The 21,795-nt window shown below is 71.2% G+C and carries 19 protein-coding genes; 10 read left to right on the top strand and 9 right to left on the bottom strand.

What is annotated here, in order from left to right; genetic code table 11:
* Positions 1-26: 26 nt before the first annotated feature.
* From C1J01_RS06460 to C1J01_RS06420, 9 genes are all read right to left on the bottom strand, one after another.
* Positions 27-518 carry an SRPBCC family protein gene (locus C1J01_RS06460; protein WP_111177047.1) on the bottom strand — a complete coding sequence of 164 codons (492 nt, stop codon included), beginning with the start codon at positions 516-518 and terminating at the stop codon, positions 27-29.
* Positions 518-1,165 carry an SRPBCC family protein gene (locus C1J01_RS06455; protein ID WP_235854291.1) on the bottom strand — a complete coding sequence of 216 codons (648 nt, stop codon included), beginning with the start codon at positions 1,163-1,165 and terminating at the stop codon, positions 518-520. Before C1J01_RS06455 ends, C1J01_RS06460 begins: the two co-directional genes overlap by 1 nt.
* 1 nt (position 1,166) lies before the next feature.
* Positions 1,167-1,562: an ArsR/SmtB family transcription factor gene (locus C1J01_RS06450; RefSeq protein WP_111177045.1), complete on the bottom strand. Its 396-nt coding sequence runs from the start codon at positions 1,560-1,562 to the stop codon at positions 1,167-1,169.
* A gap of 589 nt (positions 1,563-2,151) precedes the next feature.
* Positions 2,152-2,646, bottom strand: coding sequence for a transcriptional regulator BldD (gene bldD / locus C1J01_RS06445; RefSeq protein WP_111177043.1), 495 nt, complete (start codon positions 2,644-2,646; stop codon positions 2,152-2,154).
* Positions 2,647-2,948: 302 nt separating this feature from the next.
* Positions 2,949-3,806 (bottom strand): universal stress protein, encoded by an 858-nt coding sequence (locus C1J01_RS06440; protein WP_111177041.1) that lies wholly within the window; start codon positions 3,804-3,806, stop codon positions 2,949-2,951.
* Positions 3,807-5,228, bottom strand: coding sequence for an amino acid permease (locus tag C1J01_RS06435; RefSeq protein WP_111177039.1), 1,422 nt, complete (start codon positions 5,226-5,228; stop codon positions 3,807-3,809).
* Positions 5,229-5,238: 10 nt separating this feature from the next.
* Positions 5,239-6,174 (bottom strand): carbamate kinase, encoded by a 936-nt coding sequence (arcC, locus tag C1J01_RS06430; RefSeq protein WP_111177037.1) that lies wholly within the window; start codon positions 6,172-6,174, stop codon positions 5,239-5,241.
* Positions 6,175-7,179 carry an ornithine carbamoyltransferase gene (gene argF / locus C1J01_RS06425; RefSeq protein WP_111177035.1) on the bottom strand — a complete coding sequence of 335 codons (1,005 nt, stop codon included), beginning with the start codon at positions 7,177-7,179 and terminating at the stop codon, positions 6,175-6,177.
* A 15-nt stretch (positions 7,180-7,194) separates the two neighbouring features.
* Entirely contained in the window at positions 7,195-8,439 is a 1,245-nt protein-coding gene (locus C1J01_RS06420; RefSeq protein ID WP_111177033.1) for an arginine deiminase, read from the bottom strand.
* Positions 8,440-8,725: 286 nt separating this feature from the next.
* Here C1J01_RS06420 and pyrR point away from each other — a divergent pair, with 286 nt between their 5' ends.
* From pyrR to mihF, 10 genes are all read left to right on the top strand, one after another.
* Complete coding sequence (gene pyrR, locus C1J01_RS06415) at positions 8,726-9,271, top strand: bifunctional pyr operon transcriptional regulator/uracil phosphoribosyltransferase PyrR (protein WP_111177031.1); 546 nt, start codon at positions 8,726-8,728, stop codon at positions 9,269-9,271.
* Complete coding sequence (locus C1J01_RS06410) at positions 9,268-10,185, top strand: aspartate carbamoyltransferase catalytic subunit (RefSeq protein ID WP_111177029.1); 918 nt, start codon at positions 9,268-9,270, stop codon at positions 10,183-10,185. Before pyrR ends, C1J01_RS06410 begins: the two co-directional genes overlap by 4 nt.
* Positions 10,182-11,468: a dihydroorotase gene (locus C1J01_RS06405; RefSeq protein ID WP_111177027.1), complete on the top strand. Its 1,287-nt coding sequence runs from the start codon at positions 10,182-10,184 to the stop codon at positions 11,466-11,468. The genes C1J01_RS06410 and C1J01_RS06405 overlap by 4 nt, the downstream gene beginning before the upstream one ends.
* Positions 11,465-12,571, top strand: coding sequence for a glutamine-hydrolyzing carbamoyl-phosphate synthase small subunit (carA, locus tag C1J01_RS06400; RefSeq protein ID WP_111177025.1), 1,107 nt, complete (start codon positions 11,465-11,467; stop codon positions 12,569-12,571). The genes C1J01_RS06405 and carA overlap by 4 nt, the downstream gene beginning before the upstream one ends.
* Entirely contained in the window at positions 12,558-15,836 is a 3,279-nt protein-coding gene (gene carB, locus C1J01_RS06395) for a carbamoyl-phosphate synthase large subunit (protein ID WP_111177023.1), read from the top strand. The genes carA and carB overlap by 14 nt, the downstream gene beginning before the upstream one ends.
* Positions 15,837-15,875: 39 nt before the next feature.
* Positions 15,876-16,727 carry a dihydroorotate dehydrogenase electron transfer subunit gene (locus tag C1J01_RS06390; RefSeq protein ID WP_181448597.1) on the top strand — a complete coding sequence of 284 codons (852 nt, stop codon included), beginning with the start codon at positions 15,876-15,878 and terminating at the stop codon, positions 16,725-16,727.
* The gene (locus C1J01_RS06385) at positions 16,717-17,694 is read left to right on the top strand and encodes a dihydroorotate dehydrogenase (RefSeq protein WP_111177019.1); all 978 of its coding nucleotides are present in this window, start codon (positions 16,717-16,719) and stop codon (positions 17,692-17,694) included. The genes C1J01_RS06390 and C1J01_RS06385 overlap by 11 nt, the downstream gene beginning before the upstream one ends.
* A gap of 25 nt (positions 17,695-17,719) precedes the next feature.
* Positions 17,720-18,412 (top strand): orotidine-5'-phosphate decarboxylase, encoded by a 693-nt coding sequence (pyrF, locus tag C1J01_RS06380; protein ID WP_111177017.1) that lies wholly within the window; start codon positions 17,720-17,722, stop codon positions 18,410-18,412.
* 782 nt (positions 18,413-19,194) lie between these two features.
* On the top strand, positions 19,195-20,952 hold the full coding sequence (locus C1J01_RS06375) for a glycoside hydrolase family 15 protein (protein ID WP_111177015.1): 1,758 nt from the start codon (positions 19,195-19,197) through the stop codon (positions 20,950-20,952).
* Positions 20,953-21,433: 481 nt separating this feature from the next.
* Positions 21,434-21,757 carry an integration host factor, actinobacterial type gene (gene mihF, locus C1J01_RS06370; protein ID WP_055503120.1) on the top strand — a complete coding sequence of 108 codons (324 nt, stop codon included), beginning with the start codon at positions 21,434-21,436 and terminating at the stop codon, positions 21,755-21,757.
* The last annotated feature ends 38 nt before the right edge of the window (positions 21,758-21,795 follow it).

Raw genomic sequence — 21,795 nt, 5'->3', positions numbered from 1 at the left:
ATGCTCAGACCCGACTCAGTGGCAGATCAGTTCGTCCCTTGGCGGACGTCCGTCCCGTGCTCGGCGAACGCCTTGAAGTCCTCCATGTGCTGCTGCGACTGCTTGCGGAAAGAGCCAGGCATCACAAGCCCCACCAGCCGCATCAGCAATCCGTCGAACCGGAATTCGCTCTCGCTCTCCCACAGCGTGGTGTCCGGACCGGCTGCGATCAGCCGGTCGCGCTGGGCCTGCCACATGCCCTCGCCGGCGATCTCGCGGTCGTAGTGCACGACGACAGAACTGGGGATGGCGTGCAGGTCTTCAGGTTCCAGGCGCGTGATGGTCTCGGTGGCCTCCATTCTCTGCTTCCCCATGTGAAACACGACTCGCGAGGTGGTGCCGAGCCGGCCGTGCGCTCCGTCCACCGGCTCGTGCAGTACCAGGCCCCGCAGCCACTTCGGCATGTGCGCCGGGTCCGCGAGCATCTGGAGCACCTTCTCCCGCGGCAGGGCGATCTCGATCGAGGTGGTGTACTTCATCAAGCGTTCCCTCCGGGGGCGTAGAACACGGTGGTGGCCTTGACGGCGGCCGCCACGTGATCCGGATCGCCACCGGCGGCCAGGTGAGCTTCGCCCCATGCCGCAGCGCTGCGCCGCACGACCTCGCGCCCCGTGGGCGAGGTCTGGAACTCCTCGTGATCGAGGGTCTCGCCGTCTGCCAGGAACCGGGCCAGGGTGAGGAGATGCAGGTCCCAGCCCACACCGCCGGCACCGGGGCCGTAGGTCGGGAACATGGGCTCCCCGACGGCCGCTGCATGGACCAGTTCAAGCTCGGTGTCCCCGGCAGGGCCTGGGGACAGGCGCACCTCGACCTCGCTCGTGCCCGGCCACTCGTCGGCGTCCGGCCCGAAGAGCCAGGACACCCGCAGCAGACGCGGCGGCTCGCACCGGAGGATCTCCCCGTGCTCACCGCCGTCCAACTCGAACGACCCGCCGAGCCGCAGGTCTCCGGTGACCGACTTCAACCAACGGCCCAGCCGCTCAGGGTCGGTGATGGCGTTCCACACGTCGTCGACCGGTGCGTCGTAGCGACGCCGCAACTCCATCGTGTACGCGTCGCCGGCGGGCAGGGTCGCCGTTCCCATCGTCCGGCGCGCAGCGGCCAGTTCGTCCAGCACGTCCTTCACGTCATGTTCCTTTCACTGGCGGATCGGCCTTGCCGACGTCGGTGCCGTGTCGGGGCTGCTGGCCAGCACGGGACCGGGATGCACGCCTGCCTCGGGCCAACTCAGTGCCCAGGGCATCGAGCCGCTGATCCCAGAACCCGCGAAACCGGTCCAACCACACGTCAACCTCGCTTAGCGACGTCGGGTCGACGGCATAGAACCGGCGAGCCCCCTCGGCCCGGACCGACGCGAACCCGTTCTCACGCAGAACGCGAAGATGCTGGGAAACAGCCGGCTGGGACAGAGCGAACTCAGCCCGGATCACGTCCGTGATCGCCCCAGAGGTCTGCTCACCCTCGGCGAGCAGCTCCAGAATGCGCCGGCGCACCGGGTCGCCGAGAATGTCGAACGCGTGCACGAACCAGCAACATACCAGGTTGGACTTATATAAGCCAGGGCTGGTACTGCCGCGTTGCCCCCGGTGTCGACGCACATCGACACCCGGCACGCCCCATCGATGCTGGTGTCGAACGAGAGCGACATCCGTGTGTCAGGTGAGACCGACGTAGCCACCCGGGCCGGCCGCGGCCTTTCGCGATGGGTGGTTTGAGTAGGTGCCAGGGCATCGGCGTTCTCTTCCCTGGGTGCGTTCTTCTCCCGCAAAAAGGGACGTCAGTCCACGGCGGCGGTGAAGGGGCGCTGTGGTGAGGAGGGCATATGGGCGTGGGCCCGCCGGAGTTAGGCGGGCCCACGGTTCGAATGGGGTGACCAGACGTCGGGAGACGATCGGCGCCGGTGAGACCCCGGTCATGGGCGAGGTCGACGTGTCCCCGGAGCGGCCTTGCCCGGGGCCGGTCTTGCCTGGCGCGGCGGTTTCGGAGTTCCGGGTGCGTGGCTGGCTCCGGGCCGGCCGGGGACAGGGGCTCGGGTGAGGGGCCTTGCGGTGCCGTACGGTGAGCTCCTGAACGGCCGGTGACCGGGGAAGCAGACGGCTCAGGTCGGCGGGGTCAGAAGGAGTCGACCGCGCGCCGGGCCTCGGCGTCGAGGACGCCCCAGCTGATCAGCTCCTCCGTCAGCTCGCTGGGCGACTTGTCGTAGATCACCGCCAGGGAGCGCAGGTCCTCCTGGCGGATCGACAGCACCTTGCCGTTGTAGTCACCCCGCTGGCTCTGGATCGTGGCGGCGTAGCGGGCAAGCGCGCCGGCCTTCTCCTTCGGCAGCGTGGCCAGGCGCTCCAGGTCGATCACAAGCTTGGGCGTCGGCCCGAGCGGGCTGGGGGCGGCTCCGCCCGGCAGCAGCTCGGAAACGGGCACCCCGTAGAAGTCGGCAAGTTCGGCAAGCTTCTGCACGGTCACGGCCCGGTCGCCGCGCTCGTAGGAGCCCACGACCACGGCCTTCCACCTGCCACGCGACTTCTCTTCGACTCCATGCAGGGACAGGCCCTGCTGGGTGCGGATGGCGCGGAGTCTTGCACCCAGCGACTTTGCGTACTCAGACGGCATCGTGTGGCCCCCCGGCTCTCGTATGTATCGCTCTCAGTAGATTGTGCTCCCTTGCGGCGAATGCCCGCGCCACCGGGGGGTCTGGTGCCGGGTTCGGCACCATCGGTAGCCATGGCCCTGGGTTTACCCCAGAACGCCGCTGGGAGTGGTTACGGACAGTGACGGTAAAGGCGCGGACGCCCAAGGTCAAGCTGATTGGAAAAAAGATGCCGAATCCGGTCCGGTAGGGAACGCCGCAAACGCCCCGCATGTCCCAGACGTAACAGTGCTTCGGCATGGTTTGACGGGGGAATCCGCCCATGTCAGGGCTGTCGTGTCAAGATCATGACCGGGCACGTGGCCGCCTTGATGATCTTGATCGAGGTGTCTCCGAGGAACACCCGCCTGAGTGGCCCCGTGTCACTGGAAGCGCATATGATCATCTCGCCGCGCAGCCAGGTGGTCGTGCCGAGCGCCTGGGCCACGTTGCGCCCTTCGAGCACCTCGACGTCGATCGAGGCGCGTCCGCGTGCCGCGGCGCGCAGGTCCGCGGCGGCCTGGTGGCGCAGGCGTACGAGCATGTCCTCCTCGATCCTCCTGCGGCGGCCGGGGCTGACCACCAGCGTGACCAGCCGCAGCGGCACGTCGAGCGCGGCGGCCGTGCGGGCCGCGTCCTTGACCGCCGCGTCGCAGCCGGGCCCCCGGCGGTAGGCCACGGTCAGGCGCTCGAACGCGGCCGGCGGGTCGTCGCCGAAGCCGCGCGGCGCGAGCAGGACCGGAACGCAGGAGGCATGCAGCAGCTGGTCGGCGGTGCTGCCCAGCGCGATGCGCCCCCTGGCCCCGCCCGGCGCCGAGCCGATCACCACCACGTCGGCGCCGTGCCTGCGCGCCAGCTCCACGAGCCCTCTGCCGCTGCCCCGGTAGGGGTGGGTGACGTACTCGGCGTCCTCACCGGCCAGCTCGCGGGCCTGGTCGAGCATCGCCGCGGCCTGCTCGCGCAGGTACGCCCGCCAGGCGCTCTCCTCGGCCTTGGACGGCCCGGGCGCCGACCAGGCGGGCGGCTGCACGGTCGCGACCGTCAGGCGGGCGCCCACGCGTCGCCTGAGCAGCAGCGCCAGGCACAGGCCGTCGCGCCCCCGCGGCCCGGCGACGTATCCGGCCAGCACGGTGTCGAGCTTCATTCAGCGCACCTCGGCATTCAGCCGCGAATGGCCATAGCCGTACAGGAAGTAGCAGACCAGGCCGACGAGCATCCACAGCGCGAACGCCAGCCAGGTCACCCCGGCCAGCCCCGCCATCACCACGACGCACATGATCGCGCCCAGCACCGGCGTGGCCGGGAAGAACGGCGTGCGGAAGCTGCGCGGCAGCTCGGGGCTGCGGTAACGCAGCACCAGCACGCCGACGTTGACGATGGCGAAGGCGAACAGGGTGCCGATGCTGGTCGCCTCGGCGAGCTGCCCGAGCGGCACCAGCCCGGCCAGCACGGAGATGAACGCCGCCACGATGAGCGTGTTGGCGACCGGCACCTGGCGGCGGGGGCTGACCCGCTGGAAGACGCGGGGGATGAGCCCGTCGCGGGACATCGCGAACAGGATGCGGGTCTGGCCGTAGATGACGGTGAGCACGACGCTGGCGATGGCGACGACCGCGCCGAACGACACGATCAGCCCCGGCCAGGTGGCGCCCATGGCCAGGTCGGCGACGTACGACAGGCTCGCCTCGGTGCCCTCCGGGTCGAAGTCCGTCCACGGCATCGCCCCGACGGCGGCCAGTGCCACCAGCACGTACACGGCCGTCACGATGGCCAGCGACAGGACGATGGCGAGCGGCAGGTCCCGCTTGGGGTTCCTGGCCTCCTCGCCGGCCGTCGAGGCGGCGTCGAAGCCGATGTAGGAGAAGAAGACCTGCGAGGCCGCCGCCGTGATGCCGGCCACCCCCATCGGGGCGAACGGCGCGAGGTTGCCCGACCGGAACGCCGTGAACGCCACCACGCAGAAGAACAGCAGCACCGCGATCTTGATCAGCACGAAGAACGCGTTCGCCGTGGCGCTCTCGGAGGCCCCGCGCAGCAGCAGCCAGGTGGCCAGCAGCACGATGACGATGGCGGTGACGTTGACCACGCCGCCGTCCTGGCCGGGGGAGCGGGTGATCGCGTCGGGCAGCACGACGCCGGCCAGCGAGCTCAGGAACGCGTTGAGGTACTCGCCCCAGCCCACGGCCACGGCCGCGACGGAGACGGCGTACTCCAGCATCAGGCACCAGCCGCAGACCCAGGCGACGAGCTCGCCCAGCGTCGCGTACGCGTAGGAGTAGGACGAGCCGGACACCGGGATCGTCCCGGCCAGCTCGGCGTACGACAGCGCCGACAGCAGCGCGGTGAACGCCGCCAGCACGAACGCCAGCACCACCGCCGGCCCGGCCTTCGGCACCGCCTGCCCGAGGATGACGAAGATGCCCGTGCCGAGCGTCGCGCCGACGCTGAACAGCGTCAGCTGCCACAGGGACATCGTGCGGCGCAGATCGCCGCCCTCGCCATGACCGCCCTCGGCCACGATGCGCTCGGTCGGCTTGGTCCGCAGCAGCCGCTCGACCGGCGTCAATCCGCACCCCCTACAGCGTGCTCGTCAGGGGCCACCTGCCGTTGGGCGTGATGATCGTCCCGGCGGTGCCGGCGAGGATGTTCTCGGCCTCGTCCAGCCGCCCGATGGCGGCCATGTCGCCGGTGGTCTCCACGAACCGGCAGGCCGCCTCCACCTTCGGCCCCATCGAGCCGTCGGGGAAGTCGAGCGCGCGCAGCTCGTGCGGCGTGGTGTGGCCGATCTCCGTCTGCTGCGGCGTGCCGAAGCCGCGCATCACGCGCGGCACGTCGGTCAGGCTGAGGAACGCGTCGCACTCCAGGCTCTCGGCCAGCATCGCCGCGGTGAGGTCCTTGTCCACGACGGCCTCCACGCCGGACAACCGCCCGCTCTCGTCGCGCACGACCGGGATGCCGCCGCCGCCCGCGCACACCACGATCACGCCCAGGCCGAGCATCCGGCGGATCAGCCGGGTCTCCACGATGCGCTGCGGGGTGGGGGAGGGCATCACGCGCCGCCATTGGCCGCCGTCGGGCCGCACGGTCCAGCCGCGCTCGGCGGCCAGCTTCTCGGCCTCCTCCTGCTCGTAGACCGGGCCGACGAACTTGGTCGGGTTCGCGAAGGCCGGGTCGACCGCCGTCACGAGCGTCTGCGTGACCATGGCGAGGACCTGGCGGCCGGGCAGCGCGTTCTGCAGCGCCTGCTGCATCCAGTAGCCGATCATGCCCTGCGTCTGCGCGCCCAGCACGTCGAACGGGTACGGCCGGCTCAGCGCCGGGTCGGCGGCGCTCTCCAGGGCCAGCATGCCCACCTGGGGGCCGTTGCCGTGGGTGATGACCAGCTCGTGCTCGGCGGCGAGCCTGGCCAGCGACTTGACGGCCGTGCGGACGTTGGCGGCCTGCACGTCGGCGTCGGGGCGTTCGCCGCGCCGCAGGACCGCGTTGCCGCCCAGTGCCACGATGACCCGCATTCAGCCTCCCAGCGTGGCGACCATGATCGCCTTGATCGTGTGGAGCCGGTTCTCGGCCTGGTCGAAGACGATCGAGCGCGGCGACTCGAAGACGCCCTCGGTCACCTCCAGCGCGTCGAGCCCCGTCCGGTCGTAGACCTCGCGCCCGACCCGCGTGCGAGGGTTGTGCAGGGCGGGCAGGCAGTGCATGAACCGCACGCCCGGGTTGCCGGTGGACTCCACCACCAGCTCGTTGACCTGGTACGGCAGCAGCAGCTTGATGCGTTCGTCCCACACCTCGGGCGGCTCGCCCATCGACACCCACACGTCGGTGTAGAGGAAGTCGGCCCCCTTGACGCCCTCGGTGACGTCGTCGGTCAGGGTGATGCGGGCGCCGGTCTCCGCGGCGACCCGCTGGGCGGGCTCGACGACCAGGGCGGGGTCGGGCCACAGCGCCCGCGGGCCGACCATCCGCACGTCCATGCCGAACATCGCCCCCGCGACCAGCAGCGACCGGCCCACGTTGTTGCGCGTGTCGCCCAGGTAGGCGAGCGACAGGTCGTGCAGCGGCCGGCCGGAGTGCTCGCGCATGGTGAGCAGGTCGGCCAGCGTCTGCGTGGGGTGCCACTCGTCGGTCAGGCCGTTCCACACCGGCACGCCGGCCAGCGCCGCGAGCTCCTCGACCCGCGCCTGCGCGCCGCCCCGGTACTGGATGCCGTCGAACATCCGGCCCAGCACCCGCGCGGTGTCGCCGACCGGCTCCTTGTGGCCGAGCTCCGATCCCGCCGCGTCGATGGAGGTCACGTACGCGCCCTCCTCGCGGGCGGCCACCTCGAAGGCGCAGCGGGTGCCGGTGGAAGCCTTCTCGAAGACCAGCGCGATGTGCCGGCCCCGCAGCCGCTGCCGCTCGTCGCCGGCCCGCCGGCCGGCCTTCAGCTCGGCCGACAGGCGCAGCAGGTGGCCGAGCTCGGCGGGCGTGAAGTCGAGCTCCTTGAGAAAGCAGCGGTTACGCAGGTCGACTGTCATGCGGATCAGGTCCCCCTAGACGCCGTCACGTTCGAGCGGGCAGCTCATGCACCGCGGCCCCCCGCGCCCCCGGCCGAGCTCGCTGCCCCTGATCGTGATCACTTCTATGCCGTTGTCGCGCAGGTGGTTGTTGGTCGTGGTGTTGCGCTCGTAGGCGATGACCAGGCCGGGCGCCAGCGCCAGGCCGTTGCAGCCGTCGTCCCACTGCTCGCGTTCGGCGGCGTAGACGTCCTGGGTGGGAGTCAGGACGGTGATGTCCGGCAGGTCGAGGGCGTGCGCGATGGCCTTGTGCATGTCCTGCGGCGGGTGGTCGGTGACCTTGAGCTCCTTGGGGGTGTCGCCCGGCTCGATGGTGTACGACGGCAGCATGCCGAGGCCCGCGTACTTGGTGAACACGCCCACGTCGAGCATGGTCATCACGGTGTCGAGGTGCATGAACGCCCGCGCCTTCGGCATGTCGAGCGCCACGATGCGCTGCGCCGAGCCGGCCCTGAACAACCGCTGGGCGAGCATCTCGACCGCCTGCGGCTGGGTGCGCTCGCTCATGCCGACGAGCACCGCGCCGCGGCCGATGACCAGCACGTCGCCGCCCTCCAGCGTGGCGGGCGCCATCGACCGGCCGGGCAGCCAGCAGTGGTAGCCGCCCTCGCCGGGCCGGTTGAAGCCGCCGGCGAACAACGGGTGGTACATGTAGACGGCCTCCATGTTGACCGTCTCGCGCATGCGGGCCTTCTTGCGCATCGCGTTGATCGACACGCCGTCGTAGATCCAGCAGGACGTGTCACGGGTGAACAGGTGGTTGGGCAGCGGCGGCAGGATGAAGTCGTCGTCGGCCAGCGCGTGGAAGGTCACCGCCTTGGGCTCGCAGCCCATCTCGACGATCTCCCGCTTGGTGATGCCGCCGGTCAGGTAGAGCTGCAGCGTCGCCGCGTCCATCCCGTCGAGGGTGTTGCGGATGTCGTCGATGGCCACCGGGCCGAGCCAGCGCTCGTCCACGACCGAGTCGAGGATGTGCTTGCGCGCCTCGGGGATCTCGACGGTCTCCCTGAGCAGGTCGGCCAGCAGGTGCACGCGCACGCCGTGGTCGGTGAGGACCTTCGCGAACTCCTCGTGCTCCTCGATCGCGCGCTGCACCCACAGCACGTCGTCGAAGAGGAAGGCGTCCTTGGTGGTCGGGGTCAGCCGCTTGAGCGCCAGGTCGGGGGTGTGCAGCAGGACCTGCCGCAGCCGCCCCACCTCGGAATCGACATGAAATGCCATCTCTGCTGTATCCCCCTCGGGGACGCGGCCTCACGCCCGCAGGGCCCGTCCCTCGTACGCGTCCCGGGGAAGCGCCGCCCAGGACGTCCTGTGATCTGCCCCGCCGCGGGCGCGCCGACACCGCGCGGGCGCAGAGGGGGACGGGAAATTACCGGTTCTCGGGCTTGAGCTGGAATCCGCGCCGCGGAGGGTGCGCGCGTTGTGGCTGGTAGCCCCTGGTACTGTGTTTCGCGACCAATCCTTTAAGACCCGTCCCGTGAGGCGGGAAAGGTGGTGAGATTTCGTCATGTCCGATTCGCGGGCCGTTCTCGAGGCCCCGGACATCCACAGGGCGTTGACCCGCATCGCGCACGAGATCCTCGAGCGCACGAAGGGCGCGGGCGACGTCGTCCTCCTCGGCATCCCGACGCGCGGCGCCACCCTGGCGCGCCGGCTCGGCGACCGCATCGAACGCTTCGAAGGCGTCAAGACCCCCGTCGGCTCCATCGACATCACGATGTACCGCGACGACCTGCGGCGCGGGCCCGCCCGGCCGCTCGGCCGCACCGAGCTGCCGCCCGACGGCATCGACGGCAGGGTCGTGGTCCTCGTCGACGACGTGCTCTACTCCGGCCGCACCGTGCGCGCCGCGCTCGACGCGCTCAACGACCTCGGGCGTCCCGCCGCCGTGCAGCTCGCCACGCTGGTCGACCGAGGCCACCGCGAGCTGCCCATCCGCGCCGACTACGTCGGCAAGAACCTCCCGACGGCCAAGAGCGAGAAGGTCAAGGTCTACCTGGAGGAGATCGACGGCCGCGACGCCGTCCTGCTCATGAAGGAGGGCGCCCGGTGAACCGGCACCTGATCTCCGCGGGAGACCTGGCCAAGGACGACGCCCTGCTCATCCTCGACACCGCCGAGGAGCTGGCGCGAGTCTCGGAACGTTCCATCAAGAAGCTGCCCACGCTGCGCGGGCGCACGGTGGTCAACCTGTTCTTCGAGGACTCCACCCGCACGCGCATCTCGTTCGAGGCGGCGGCCAAGCGGCTGTCCGCCGACGTGATCAACTTCTCGGCCAAGGGGTCGAGCGTGTCCAAGGGCGAGTCGCTCAAGGACACCGCGCTCACCCTGGAGGCCATGGGCGCCGACGCGGTCGTCATCCGCCACTCCGCCTCCGGCGCCCCCTACCGCCTGGCCACCTGGGTGCACGGCAGCGTGGTCAACGCCGGCGACGGCACCCACGAGCACCCCACGCAGGCGCTGCTCGACGCCTTCTCCATGCGCCGCCGGCTGGGCGGCCTGGAGGGGCGCAAGGTCACGATCGTCGGCGACGTGCTGCACAGCCGGGTCGCCCGCTCCAACGTGCTGCTGCTGCACACGCTCGGCGCCGAGGTGACGCTGGTGGCCCCGCCCACGCTGCTGCCCGTCTCGGTCGGCAGCTGGCCGTGCGAGGTGTCGTACGACCTCGACGCGGTGCTGCCCAAGTCCGACGCGGTGATGATGCTGCGGGTGCAGAAGGAGCGGATGAACGCCGCGTACTTCCCGAGCGAGCGCGAATACTCCCGCCGCTACGGCCTCGACCGCGACCGGTTCGCGAAGATGCCCGACGACGCGATCGTCATGCACCCGGGGCCGATGAACCGGGGCATGGAGATCGCCGCCGAGGTGGCCGACTCGGCGCGCTCCACGATCGTCGAGCAGGTCGCCAACGGGGTGACCATCCGTATGGCCGTCCTGTACCTGCTGCTCGGGGGAGAGATCGCATGATCATTAGAAATGTCAGGATCCTGGGCGGCGAGCCGGTGGATCTCCGGATCGCGGACGGCGTGATCGCCGAGATCGGGCCGGGGCTCGAGGGGCCGGAGAGCGTCGACGGCGGGGGCGCGATCGCGCTGCCCGGGCTCGTCGACCTCCACACCCACCTGCGCGAGCCCGGCCGCGAGGACGCCGAGACCGTGCAGACCGGCACCCAGTCCGCCGCCCGCGGCGGCTACACCGCCGTGCACGCCATGGCCAACACCTCGCCCGTCGCCGACACCGCCGGCGTGGTCGAGCAGGTGTGGCGGCTCGGCCGGGAGTTCGGCCACTGCGACGTCCACCCGGTCGGCGCCGTCACCGTCGGCCTGGAGGGCAGGCAGCTCGCCGAGCTCGGCGCCATGGCCGACTCCGCCGCCCGCGTGCGCGTCTTCTCCGACGACGGCAAGTGCGTCGACGACGCGGTGCTGATGCGCCGCGCCCTGGAGTACGTCAAGGCGTTCGACGGCGTCGTCGCCCAGCACGCCCAGGAGCCGCGGCTGACCTCCGGCGCCCAGATGAACGAAGGCGTCGTCTCCGGCAGGCTCGGCCTCACCGGCTGGCCGGCCGTGGCCGAGGAGGCGGTCATCGCCCGCGACTGCCTGCTGGCCGCCCACGTCGGCTCCCGGCTGCACGTCTGCCACGTCTCCACGGCGGGCTCGGTCGAGATCCTGCGCTGGGCCAAGTCCAAGGGCTGGAACATCACCGCCGAGGTCACCCCCCACCACCTGCTCCTCACCGACGACCTGGTCGAGGAGTCGCCGGTGGGCGCCTACAACCCGATCTACAAGGTCAACCCGCCGCTGCGCACCCGCGCCGACGTCGAGGCGCTGCGCGCGGCGCTGGCCGACGGCACGATCGACGTCGTGGCCACCGACCACGCCCCCCACCCGGTCGAGGACAAGGAGACCGAGTGGTCGGCCGCGGCGATGGGCATGGTGGGCCTGGAGACCGCGCTCAGCGTCGTCCAGGAGGCCATGGTGGAGACCGGCCTGCTCGACTGGGCGGGCGTGGCCCAGCGCATGTCCGTCGTGCCGGCCCGCATCGGCCGCCTGACCGGGCAGGGGCAGCCGCTCCAGGTGGGCGCCCCCGCCAACATCACGCTTTACGACCCGTCCGTACGCACCAAGGTGGATCCGTCCGCCTTCGCGTCCAAGAGCAGGAACACCCCCTACGAGGGCATGACGCTGCCCGGCCGGGTAGTGGCCACGTTCCTGCGCGGCAGGCCGACCGTTCTCGAAGGGAAGCTGGTTTGAACACAGCGCTGCTGGTCCTGGAAGACGGCCGCGTCTTCCACGGCACCCCGTACGGCGCCGAGGGCGAGACGTTCGGCGAGATGGTCTTCAACACCGGCATGACCGGCTACCAGGAGACCCTCACGGACCCCTCCTACCACCGTCAGATCGTCGCCATGACGGCGCCCCACATCGGCAACACCGGCGTCAACGACGAAGACCCCGAGTCCCGGCGCGTCTGGGTCGCCGGATACGTCGTGCGCGAGCCGTCCCGCATCGTCTCCAACTGGCGGGCCACCCGCTCGCTGGACGACTACCTCAAGGAGCAGGGCGTCGTCGGGATCGCGATCCCCGGCACCCGCGCCCTGACCCGCCACCTGCGCGAGCGCGGCGCCATGCGCGCCGGCATCTTCACCGCGCCGTCCGAGCCGGTCGAGGAGCTGGTCGAGCGCGTACGCCGCTCACCGGGCATGGAAGGAGCCGATCTGGCCGCCGAGGTGGCCACGACCGAGCCCTACGTCGTGCCGGCCATCGGCGGCAGGCGCTACACCGTGGCGGCGGTCGACCTCGGCATCAAGGGCATGACGCCGCAGCGCATGGCCGAGCGCGGCTGCGAGGTGCACGTGCTGCCCGCGACCGCGACGTTCGCCGACATCATGGCGGTGAAGCCCGACGGCGTGTTCTTCTCCAACGGGCCGGGCGACCCGGCCACGGCCGACGTGTCGGCGCTGCGCGAGGTGCTGGGGGCCGGGGTGCCGTTCTTCGGCATCTGCTTCGGCAACCAGCTGTTCGGCCGGGCCCTCGGGCTGTCGACGTACAAGCTGCGCTACGGCCACCGCGGCGTCAACCAGCCGGTCCAGGACGTCCGCACCGGCAAGGTGGAGATCTCCGCCCACAACCACGGGTTCGCCGTGGACGCCCCGCTCGACGGGCCGTTCGAGACGCCCTTCGGGCCGGCCGAGGTCAGCCACGTCAACCTCAACGACCGCTGCGTCGAGGGCCTGCGCCTGCTGGAGCGGCCCGCCTTCAGCGTCCAGTACCACCCCGAGGCCGCGGCCGGGCCGCACGACGCCGCCTACCTGTTCGACGAGTTCTGTGAGGTCATGAGCCGTGCCCAAGCGTGAGGACATCAGGTCCGTCCTGGTCATCGGCTCGGGGCCGATCGTGATCGGTCAGGCCTGCGAGTTCGACTACTCCGGCACCCAGGCGTGCCGCGTGCTGCGCGCCGAGGGGTTCCGCGTCATCCTCGTCAACAGCAACCCGGCGACGATCATGACCGACCCGGAGTTCGCCGACGCCACGTACGTCGAGCCGATCACCCCCGAGTACGTCGAGAAGATCATCGCCAAGGAGCGGCCCGACGCGCTCCTGCCGACGCTGGGCGGGCAGACCGCGCTCAACACCGCGGTCGCCCTGCACGAGTCGGGCGTCCTGGACAAGTACGAGGTCGAGCTGATCGGCGCCGACTTCGACGCCATCCAGGCGGGGGAGAACCGCGAGCGGTTCAAGGAGATCGTCGCCAAGGTCGCCCGCGAGCACGGCCTCAACGCCGAGTCGGCCCGTTCGGTCATCTGCCACACGATGGACGAGTGCCTGGCCGCCGCCGGGGAGCTCGGCTACCCCGTGGTGGTGCGGCCGTCGTTCACCATGGGCGGTGTCGGCTCCGGGTTCGCCCACACCGAGGACGACCTGCGGCGCATCGCCGGCGCCGGGCTCGACGCGTCCCCGACCACCGAGGTGCTCCTGGAGGAGTCGATCCTCGGCTGGAAGGAGTACGAGCTCGAGGTCATGCGTGACAAGGCGGACAACGTCGTCATCGTCTGCTCCATCGAGAACATCGACCCGATGGGCGTCCACACCGGCGACAGCGTCACCGTCGCGCCCGCGCTGACCCTGACCGACCGCGAATACCAGAACATGCGCGACGTCGCCATCGCGGTCATCCGCGAGGTGGGCGTCGACACCGGCGGCTGCAACATCCAGTTCGCGGTCGACCCGCGCACCGGCCGCATGATCGTCATCGAGATGAACCCGCGCGTGTCGCGCTCGTCGGCCCTCGCCTCCAAGGCCACCGGCTTCCCGATCGCGAAGATCGCCGCCAAGCTGGCCGTCGGCTACACGCTCGACGAGATCCCCAACGACATCACCAAGGAGACGCCGGCCTCGTTCGAGCCGACGCTCGACTACATCGTGGTGAAGGTGCCGCGCTTCGCGTTCGAGAAGTTCCGCGGCGCCGACCAGACGCTCACCACCCACATGAAGTCGGTCGGCGAGGCCATGGCCATCGGCCGTTCCTTCCCCGAGGCGCTGCAGAAGGCGCTGCGCTCGCTGGAGAAGAAGGAGTCGTCCTTCACCTGGGCGGGCCCGCTCGCGCCGAAGGAGGAGCTGCTGGAGCGCTGCCGCGTCCCGCACGACGGGCGGCTGCGCACGATGCAGCAGGCCATCAGGGCGGGCGCCACCCCTGAGGAGCTGTACGACGCCACCAGCGTCGACCCGTGGTTCATCGACCAGCTCTTCGGCATCCACGAGGAGGCCGAGACGGTCGCCGCCGCGCCCGAGCTGACCTCGGAGGTGCTCGAACGCGCCAAGCACCTCGGCTTCAGCGACGCGCAGATCGGCGAGATCCGCGGCATCGACGAGGCGAGGGTGCGCGACCTGCGTCACGCCCTCGGGCTGCGGCCGGTCTACAACACCGTCGACACGTGCGCCGCCGAGTTCGCCGCCAGGACGCCGTACCTCTACTCCACCTACGACGTGGAGACCGAGGTGCCGCCCGGCGAGCGCGAGAAGGTGATCATCCTCGGGTCCGGGCCCAACCGCATCGGGCAGGGCATCGAGTTCGACTACGCGTGCGTGCACGCCTCGTTCGAGCTGTCGCGGGCCGGGTTCGAGACCGTCATGGTCAACTGCAACCCCGAGACCGTCTCGACCGACTACGACACCTCCGACCGGCTCTACTTCGAGCCGCTCACGCTGGAGGACGTCCTGGAGGTCGTCCACGCCGAGCAGCAGACGGGCCCGGTCGTGGGCGTGATCGTGCAGCTCGGCGGGCAGACGCCGCTGGGCCTGGCGCAGGCGCTGAAGGACGCGGGCGTGCCCGTGGTCGGCACCTCGCCCGAGTCGATCCACCTGGCCGAGGAGCGCGGCGCGTTCGGGCGGGTGCTGGCCGAGGCCGGTCTGCCCGCGCCCCGCCATGGCACCGCGCTGACCGTGGCCGAGGCCGTGGAGATCGCCGAGGAGATCGGCTACCCCGTGCTGGTGCGCCCCTCCTACGTGCTCGGCGGCGCGGGCATGGCCATCGTCTACGACGAGGACACCCTCACCCGGTACATGTCGGCTCAGGAGGGCGGCCACCCGGTGCTGATCGACAAGTTCCTCGACGAGGCGATCGAGATCGACGTCGACGCCCTCTACGACGGCGAGGAGCTCTACCTCGGCGGCGTCATGGAGCACATCGAGGAGGCCGGCATCCACTCCGGCGACTCGGCCTGCGCCCTGCCGCCGATCACGCTCGGCAGCCACGACATCAAGCGCATCCGCGCCGCCACCGAGGCCATCGCCGCGGGGGTGGGCGTGCGCGGCCTGCTCAACGTCCAGTACGCCATGTCCGCCGGCGTCCTGTACGTGCTGGAGGCCAACCCGCGCGCCAGCCGTACGGTGCCGTTCGTGTCGAAGGCCACGGCGACGCCGCTGGCCAAGGCGGCGGCCCGGGTGATGCTCGGCGCCTCGATCGCCTCGCTGCGCGCGGAGGGCATGCTGCCCGCCACCGGCGACGGCGGCACGCTGCCGATGGAGGCGTCCATCGCGGTCAAGGAGGCCGTGCTGCCGTTCAACCGCTTCCGCGGCGTCGACATCGTGCTCGGGCCCGAGATGCGCTCCACGGGCGAGGTCATGGGCATCGACGAGTTCTTCGGCATCGCCTACGCCAAGTCGCAGGCGGGCGCCTACGGCGAGCTCCCGACGAAGGGACGCGCGTTCGTATCCGTCGCCAACAGGGACAAGCGTGCGATGATCTTCCCTGTGAGGGCGCTGGCCGACCTGGGCTTCGAGATCCTGGCCACCGAGGGCACCGCGGAGGTGCTGCGCCGCAACGGCGTCCATGCCAAGATCGTGCGAAAGCACAGCGAGGGACCGGGGCCCGGAGGTGAGCCAACGAGCGTGCAGTGCATCCTCGACGGCGAGGTCGACCTGATCGTCAACACGCCCTTCGGCGAGTCGGGGCCGCGGCTCGACGGCTACGACATCCGCACGGCCGCCGTGCTGCGCGGCATCCCGTGCATCACCACGGTCGCGGGACTCGCCGCCGCCGCGGCGGGCATCCAGGCGATCGTGCGCGGCGACGTCGGCGTACGGTCGCTGCAGGAACACGCACGGGCACTCCGGGGCTGACCCGGGCACGGGAGGTGAAGACGACTGGCCGGTACACCGGTGCAGGTGACGGGCACGGTGCTGACGACGCGCCGGGTCGACGCCTACCATGCGCTGACGGTGGTGGCGCCCGGCATCGCCGAGCGTTACCGCCCCGGTCATTTCGTCTCGGTGGCGGTCGGCGGGCCCCACACGTCGATGGTGACGCGCCGCGCGCTGTCCATCCACGACGTGAAGTCCGACTACGGCGGCACGGTCGAGCTCGTCTTCACCACGCGCGGCCCCGGCACGGCCTGGCTGGCCGAGCGGCGCGCCCGTGACACGCTCGACCTCGTCGGGCCGCTCGGGCGTCCGTTCCCGCTGCCCCGCGACCCCGCCCACTGCGTGCTGGTCGGCTCCGAGTACGGCTCCGCCGTGCTCTTCCCGCTGGCCGACGCGCTGCTGGCGCGCGGCTGCCGGGTCGACTTCGTGCTCGGCGGGGCCGGGGCGGAGCGGGTGTTCGGGGCGATGCGGGCGCGCCGGATGGCGACGACGACCACGCTGACCACCGAGGACGGCTCGCTCGGCCTGCGCGGCAAGGTCACCGACGCGCTGCCGTCGGTGATCGCCGACACGCGGGCCGACGCCGTCTACGCGTGCGCGCCGATGGAGACGCTGCGGGCGGTGACGGCGGTGGCGATGGAGTTCGACATCCCGGTGCAGGTGGCGGTGGAGGAGTCGATGGCCTGCGGGATCGGCGTCTGCATGACGTGCGTGCTGCCGGTCATCGGCGACGACGGGGCCACCAGGATGGTCCGGGCGTGCGCGGAGGGGCCGGTGTTCCGCGGGGAGCGGGTGCGCTTCGAGGACGTGGGCACGATCCCGTTCGACGCGCTCGGCGCCCCCGGAGGCGGTGTGCGACATGTCGGTTGATATGCGGACATTTCTGGCGCACGTGGAGCTGGCGAACCCGATCACCACGGCCGCCGGCTGCGCCTCCTCCGGCCGGGAGCTCGCGCAGTTCTTCGACCTGCACCGGCTCGGCGCGCTGACCACCCGCTCGATCACCATGGCGCCGCGCGCCGGCCGGCCCACGCCGCGCATGGCCGAGACGCCCTCCGGCATGCTCAACGCCGTCGGGCTGCAGGGGCCGGGCATCGACGCGTTCCTGGAGCGGGAGCTGCCCTGGCTGGCCCAGCGCGGCATCAAGACCATCGTCTCGATCGGCGGCGGCACCGTCGCCGAGTACTCCGAGCTGGCCCGCCGGCTCGCCGACGCGCCCGGGGTCACCGCGCTGGAGGTCAACCTCTCCTGCCCCAACATGGAGGACCGCGGGCGCGTGTTCGCGCGCGAGGGCAGCGCCGCGGCCGAGGTGATCGCCTCCGTGCGCTCGATCATGCGCTACGACGTGCCGGTCGTCGCCAAGCTCGCGCCCGACGTGGCCGACATCGTCGCCGTCGCGCGGGCCTGCGTGGACGCCGGGGCCGACGCGCTGTCCATGATCAACAATCCGCTGGGCATGGCCATCGACACCGAGGCGCTGCGGCCCTCGCTCGCCGCCGTCACCGGCGGCCTGTCGGGGCCGGCCATCCTGCCGCTGGCCGTACGGTGTGTCTGGCAGGTCCACGCCGCCCTCCCCGGGGTGCCGATCATCGGCATCGGCGGCGTCATGACCGGCCGGGACGCCTTCCAGCTCGTCCTCGCGGGCGCCTGCGTGGTGGGCGTGGGCACGGCGCTGTTCCACGACCCGTACGCCTGCCTGCGCATCGAACGCGAGCTGGAGGACCTGCTCCGGGCCCGCGGCTTCCAGCGCCTGGCCGACGCCGTCGGCCTGGCGCACCGCCCGCCGGGGAGCGCGCCCCGGCACCTGTTGGTAGACACCGAGGAGAGCACGCCTTGACTCCCGAATCCCCGGAGCGCACCTGTTGACCCCCGCACCCATCGCCGTCGCTCTCGACGCCCCCGACCTGGAGACCGCCGCCCGGTGGGCCGCCCTGGTCACGCCGCACGTCACCACGGTGAAGGTGGGCCTGGAGCTCTACCTGCGCTACGGCCCCGACGTGATCGCCTCCGTGCGGGGGGCCAGCGGCGTCGCCGTCTTCCTGGACCTGAAGCTGCACGACATCCCCAACACCGTCGCCGGGGCCTCACGGGCCGTGGCGCGGCTGCGGCCGTCCATCCTGACCGTGCACGCCGCCGGTGGGCCCGCCATGATCAGGGCCGCCGTGGAGGCCGCGCCGCACACCCAGATCGCCGCCGTCACCATCCTGACCTCCCTGTCGGAGTCCGACCTCGGCCGCATCGGCATCGCCGGGCCGGCCGACGACGCCGTTCGCCGCCTGGCCGTCCTGTCGGTCGAGGCGGGCGCCACGGCGCTGGTGTGCTCGCCCAACGAGGTGTCGGCGGTGCGGGCCGAGGTGGGCGACGGGATCACGCTCATCACGCCGGGCGTGCGTCCCAAGGGGGCCGACGCGCAGGACCAGATGCGGGTGGCCACCCCGGAGCAGGCCCTGGCCGACGGGGCCGACCTGCTCGTCATCGGCCGCCCCATCACCGCCGCCCCCGACCCGGGCGCCGCCGCCGCGGCCATCGCCGCCTCCCTCCGCCGCGCCTCCTGACCCCGCCGCGGTACACCCCTGTCACCTCCGCCGGCCTCGACCGTCCAAGCAACACGCGGCCGGGAGCCGGCGCACCCACCGACCGGCAGTGACGGGAGAGGCGCCGCCCGCGGCGGCCCGGTCGCCGTCGGGGTCGCGCGCCTACGTGCCGACCGGCGGAGCTCGGGAGGCGCGTCCGTGAGCAACGCCTGGCCGCGGGCGACTCCGGGAGTACGAGATGTACCCGCCGGGCCTGAAGTTTCCCATCAGGAGCGGCGGTCCGCCTTCGGGAGCGCTGCGGCGCTCGGCAGCGTGCGCGAGCACGTGGAGGCGCGCCAGACGCCACGGTGGGCCACGTCCGCACGGGCCCGGCGCATCCCGAGGTGACGGTCCCGCCCAAGATGTGCGCGGTCGGGAGTCGGCGGGCGGCGCGCATTCACTGACCGGGGCCCCCGGGGGGGTGCTGGAGCGTGCTGTACGCGGCGGCCTGGTCGCCGTCCCGACCGAACCCCCAGCCGTGGCGTGCGTTCACCGCCGGAGCTCAAGAGGCACGCCGGCGACTAACGCCGGGGCCGGGGCCGCCCTGGGACGGTACAGATGTACTCGCTGGACCTGAAGTGCCCGTACTGCGAGCGGCGGTTCGCCTGCGGCATGTCGATCGCGATCGAGGCAGTCGCGGGGGCCGTGCTTCTAGATGAGCGCCCGGTACGGCAGTCCGTCGTGGCATGTGGGGCATCCCATCGTTTGGGTGAGGTTTTGCGCAGATGGCGGCGGTCGGCGGGGACGCGGGGTAGGGGGTTCGCGTGCGGATCGAGGACTACGCCCTCATCGGGGACACGCGGTCGGCGGCCCTCGTCGGCCGCGACGGATCGATCGACTGGCTCTGTCTTCCCCGCTTCGACTCGCCCGCCTGCTTCGCCAGGCTCCTCGGCGACGACTCCAACGGGTTCTGGCGGCTGGCCCCCGCCGGGCACGAGACGGCCACCCGACGCGCGTACGCCGGCGACACGCTGATCCTTGAGACCGTGTGGGAGACCTCCACCGGGACCGTCAAGGTCATCGACTTCATGCCTCCCCAGCACGCCAACCCCGACCTGGTCCGGATCGTGGAGGGCGTGTCCGGGACGGTGGACATGTCCGTGAAGATCAGCATCCGGTTCGACTACGGCAGGATCGTGCCGTGGAGCCGCCTCATCGGCGGCCACCTCCACGCCATCGGCGGTCCCGACTCGGTCTGGATCCACACGCCCGTCCTCCTGAACGGCGACGGCCACGGGCATCACGGGACGTTCACGATCGCCGCGGGGGAACGCCGGGCGTTCGTGTTCGCATGGCAGCCCTCGCACCTGCCGGAACCCGACCCCATGGATCCCGTCGACCAGCTCGGCAAGACCCGGCGGTTCTGGGAGGAGTGGGTCTCCCACAGCCGGGCCGCGGGGCCATGGCGCGACGCCGTGGTCCGCTCCCTCATCACGCTCAAGGCGCTCACCTACAGCCCGACCGGTGGCATCGTGGCGGCGCCCACCACGTCGCTGCCCGAGGTCATCGGCGGCGTACGCAACTGGGACTACCGGTACTGCTGGCTGCGCGACGCCGCCATGACCCTCGACGCCCTGTCCAGGGCCGGATACGTCGGGGAGGCCGCCACCTGGCTGGAGTGGCTGCTGCGCGCCATAGCGGGCCGCCCCGAGGACCTCCAGGTCATGTACGGGGTGGCAGGCGAGCGGCGCCTCCCCGAGCAGACGCTGAACTGGCTCTCCGGCTACGAGGACTCCCGGCCGGTGCGGATCGGCAACGACGCCGTCAGCCAGCTCCAGCTCGACGTCTACGGCCAGGTTCTGCGCTGCATGTACCAGGCGCGCAAGCACGGGATGCCGGCGCCCGACGCCTATGCCTGGGCCACGGTCTCCAAGCTGATGGACTTCCTCGAGCGCGGCTGGGACCAGCCCGACGAGGGCCTGTGGGAGGTCCGCGGCCGGCGGCGGCATTTCGTCCATTCCAAGGTCATGGTGTGGGCGGCGGCCGACAGTGTGGTGCGCGCCGTCGAGGAGTTCGGCCGGCCCGGTCCCGTCGAGCGCTGGCGCTCCTTGCGGGAGCGGATCCACGCCGAGGTCTGCGAGAAGGGCTTCGACGCCGAGCGCGGCACGTTCACCCAGTCGTACGGCTCGCGCGAGCTCGACGCGGCGCTGCTCATCATCCCGATCGTCGGCTTCCTGCCGCCGGACGACCCGCGGGTCGCCGGCACGGTCGAGGCGATCCAGCGCGAGCTGACGGCGGACGGCCTCCTGCTGCGCTATCCGACCTCCGGGCACAACGACATCGACGGGCTCCCCGGCGCCGAGGGAGTCTTCCTCGCCGGCAGCTTCTGGCTGGCCGAGGTGCTCGCCCTCCTCGGCCGCAAGGACGAGGCCACGGAGCTGTTCGAGCGGCTGCTGGGCCTCACCAACGACGTGGGCCTGCTCGCCGAGGAGTACGACCCGGTCATGGAACGTCAGCTCGGCAACTTCCCGCAGGCGTTCACGCACGTCCACCTGATCCATACGGCCCAGGCGCTCAGCTGACCCGCGACCGTCACGAACCGTGACGCGGGAAGCCGGGACGGCGGGACTTCCGGGGCGCCGCGAGGGCGCCGCGACGGCATCAGGACGCCATCAGGACGGCATCAGGACGGCATCGCGACGGCGCCGTGGAGGCGGCGCCGCGGAGACCCGGAAGAGGCCCGCGCACAAGATCATAAGGCATGCGTGAGGCATGTCGAACGCGATCTTCGTTTGGGTTTCGGCCCAGGTCTGGACGGGGTTTCGGACATCGGGCGGCGCTGCCGGCGCGATCATCACCGCACTTCGCGACCCTGGCGCGAGCCGGCGCGCGAAGGGGGAAGTGAGGGCGATTTGATCAGCACTAGGTGATTTTACGATCACGCACAGTGATGAAGTGGATTTTGTCGCGAGAGAAACCGCTCTTGACGTTGCTTAGGGGGCGATGACCAGCTAGTTTCCCTTCCCGTCCGAGTACATCGACAGAAATTCGAGGTGACCCGGCGTGGCTCTTCCTCCCCTGACCCCCGAGCAGCGCGCCGCAGCCCTGGAGAAGGCTGCAAAGGCCCGTAAAGAGCGTGCCGAGGTCAAGAACCGGCTCAAGCATGGCGCGGTTTCTCTGGCTGAGGTGCTCAAGGATGGGCAGACCGACGACGTCATCGGCAAGATGAAGGTGTCGGCTTTGTTGGAATCGCTCCCCGGCGTCGGCAAGGTCCGCGCCAAGCAGCTCATGGAGCGGCTCGCGATCGCCGAGTCCCGCCGCGTGCGGGGTCTCGGCGCGAACCAGAGGGCCGCCCTCGAGCGCGAGTTCGGTGGCAACGAGAGCTAGTCTCTGTTCCACACGAAAGCGCAGGTTCAACGGGGGGT

The sequence above is a fragment of the Nonomuraea aridisoli genome, assembly GCF_003236395.1.
GTDB classification, from domain to species: Bacteria; Actinomycetota; Actinomycetes; order Streptosporangiales; family Streptosporangiaceae; genus Nonomuraea; species Nonomuraea aridisoli.
Note: the sequence above shows the minus strand (reverse complement) of the source record. Positions and strands in the feature narration are given on the sequence as shown.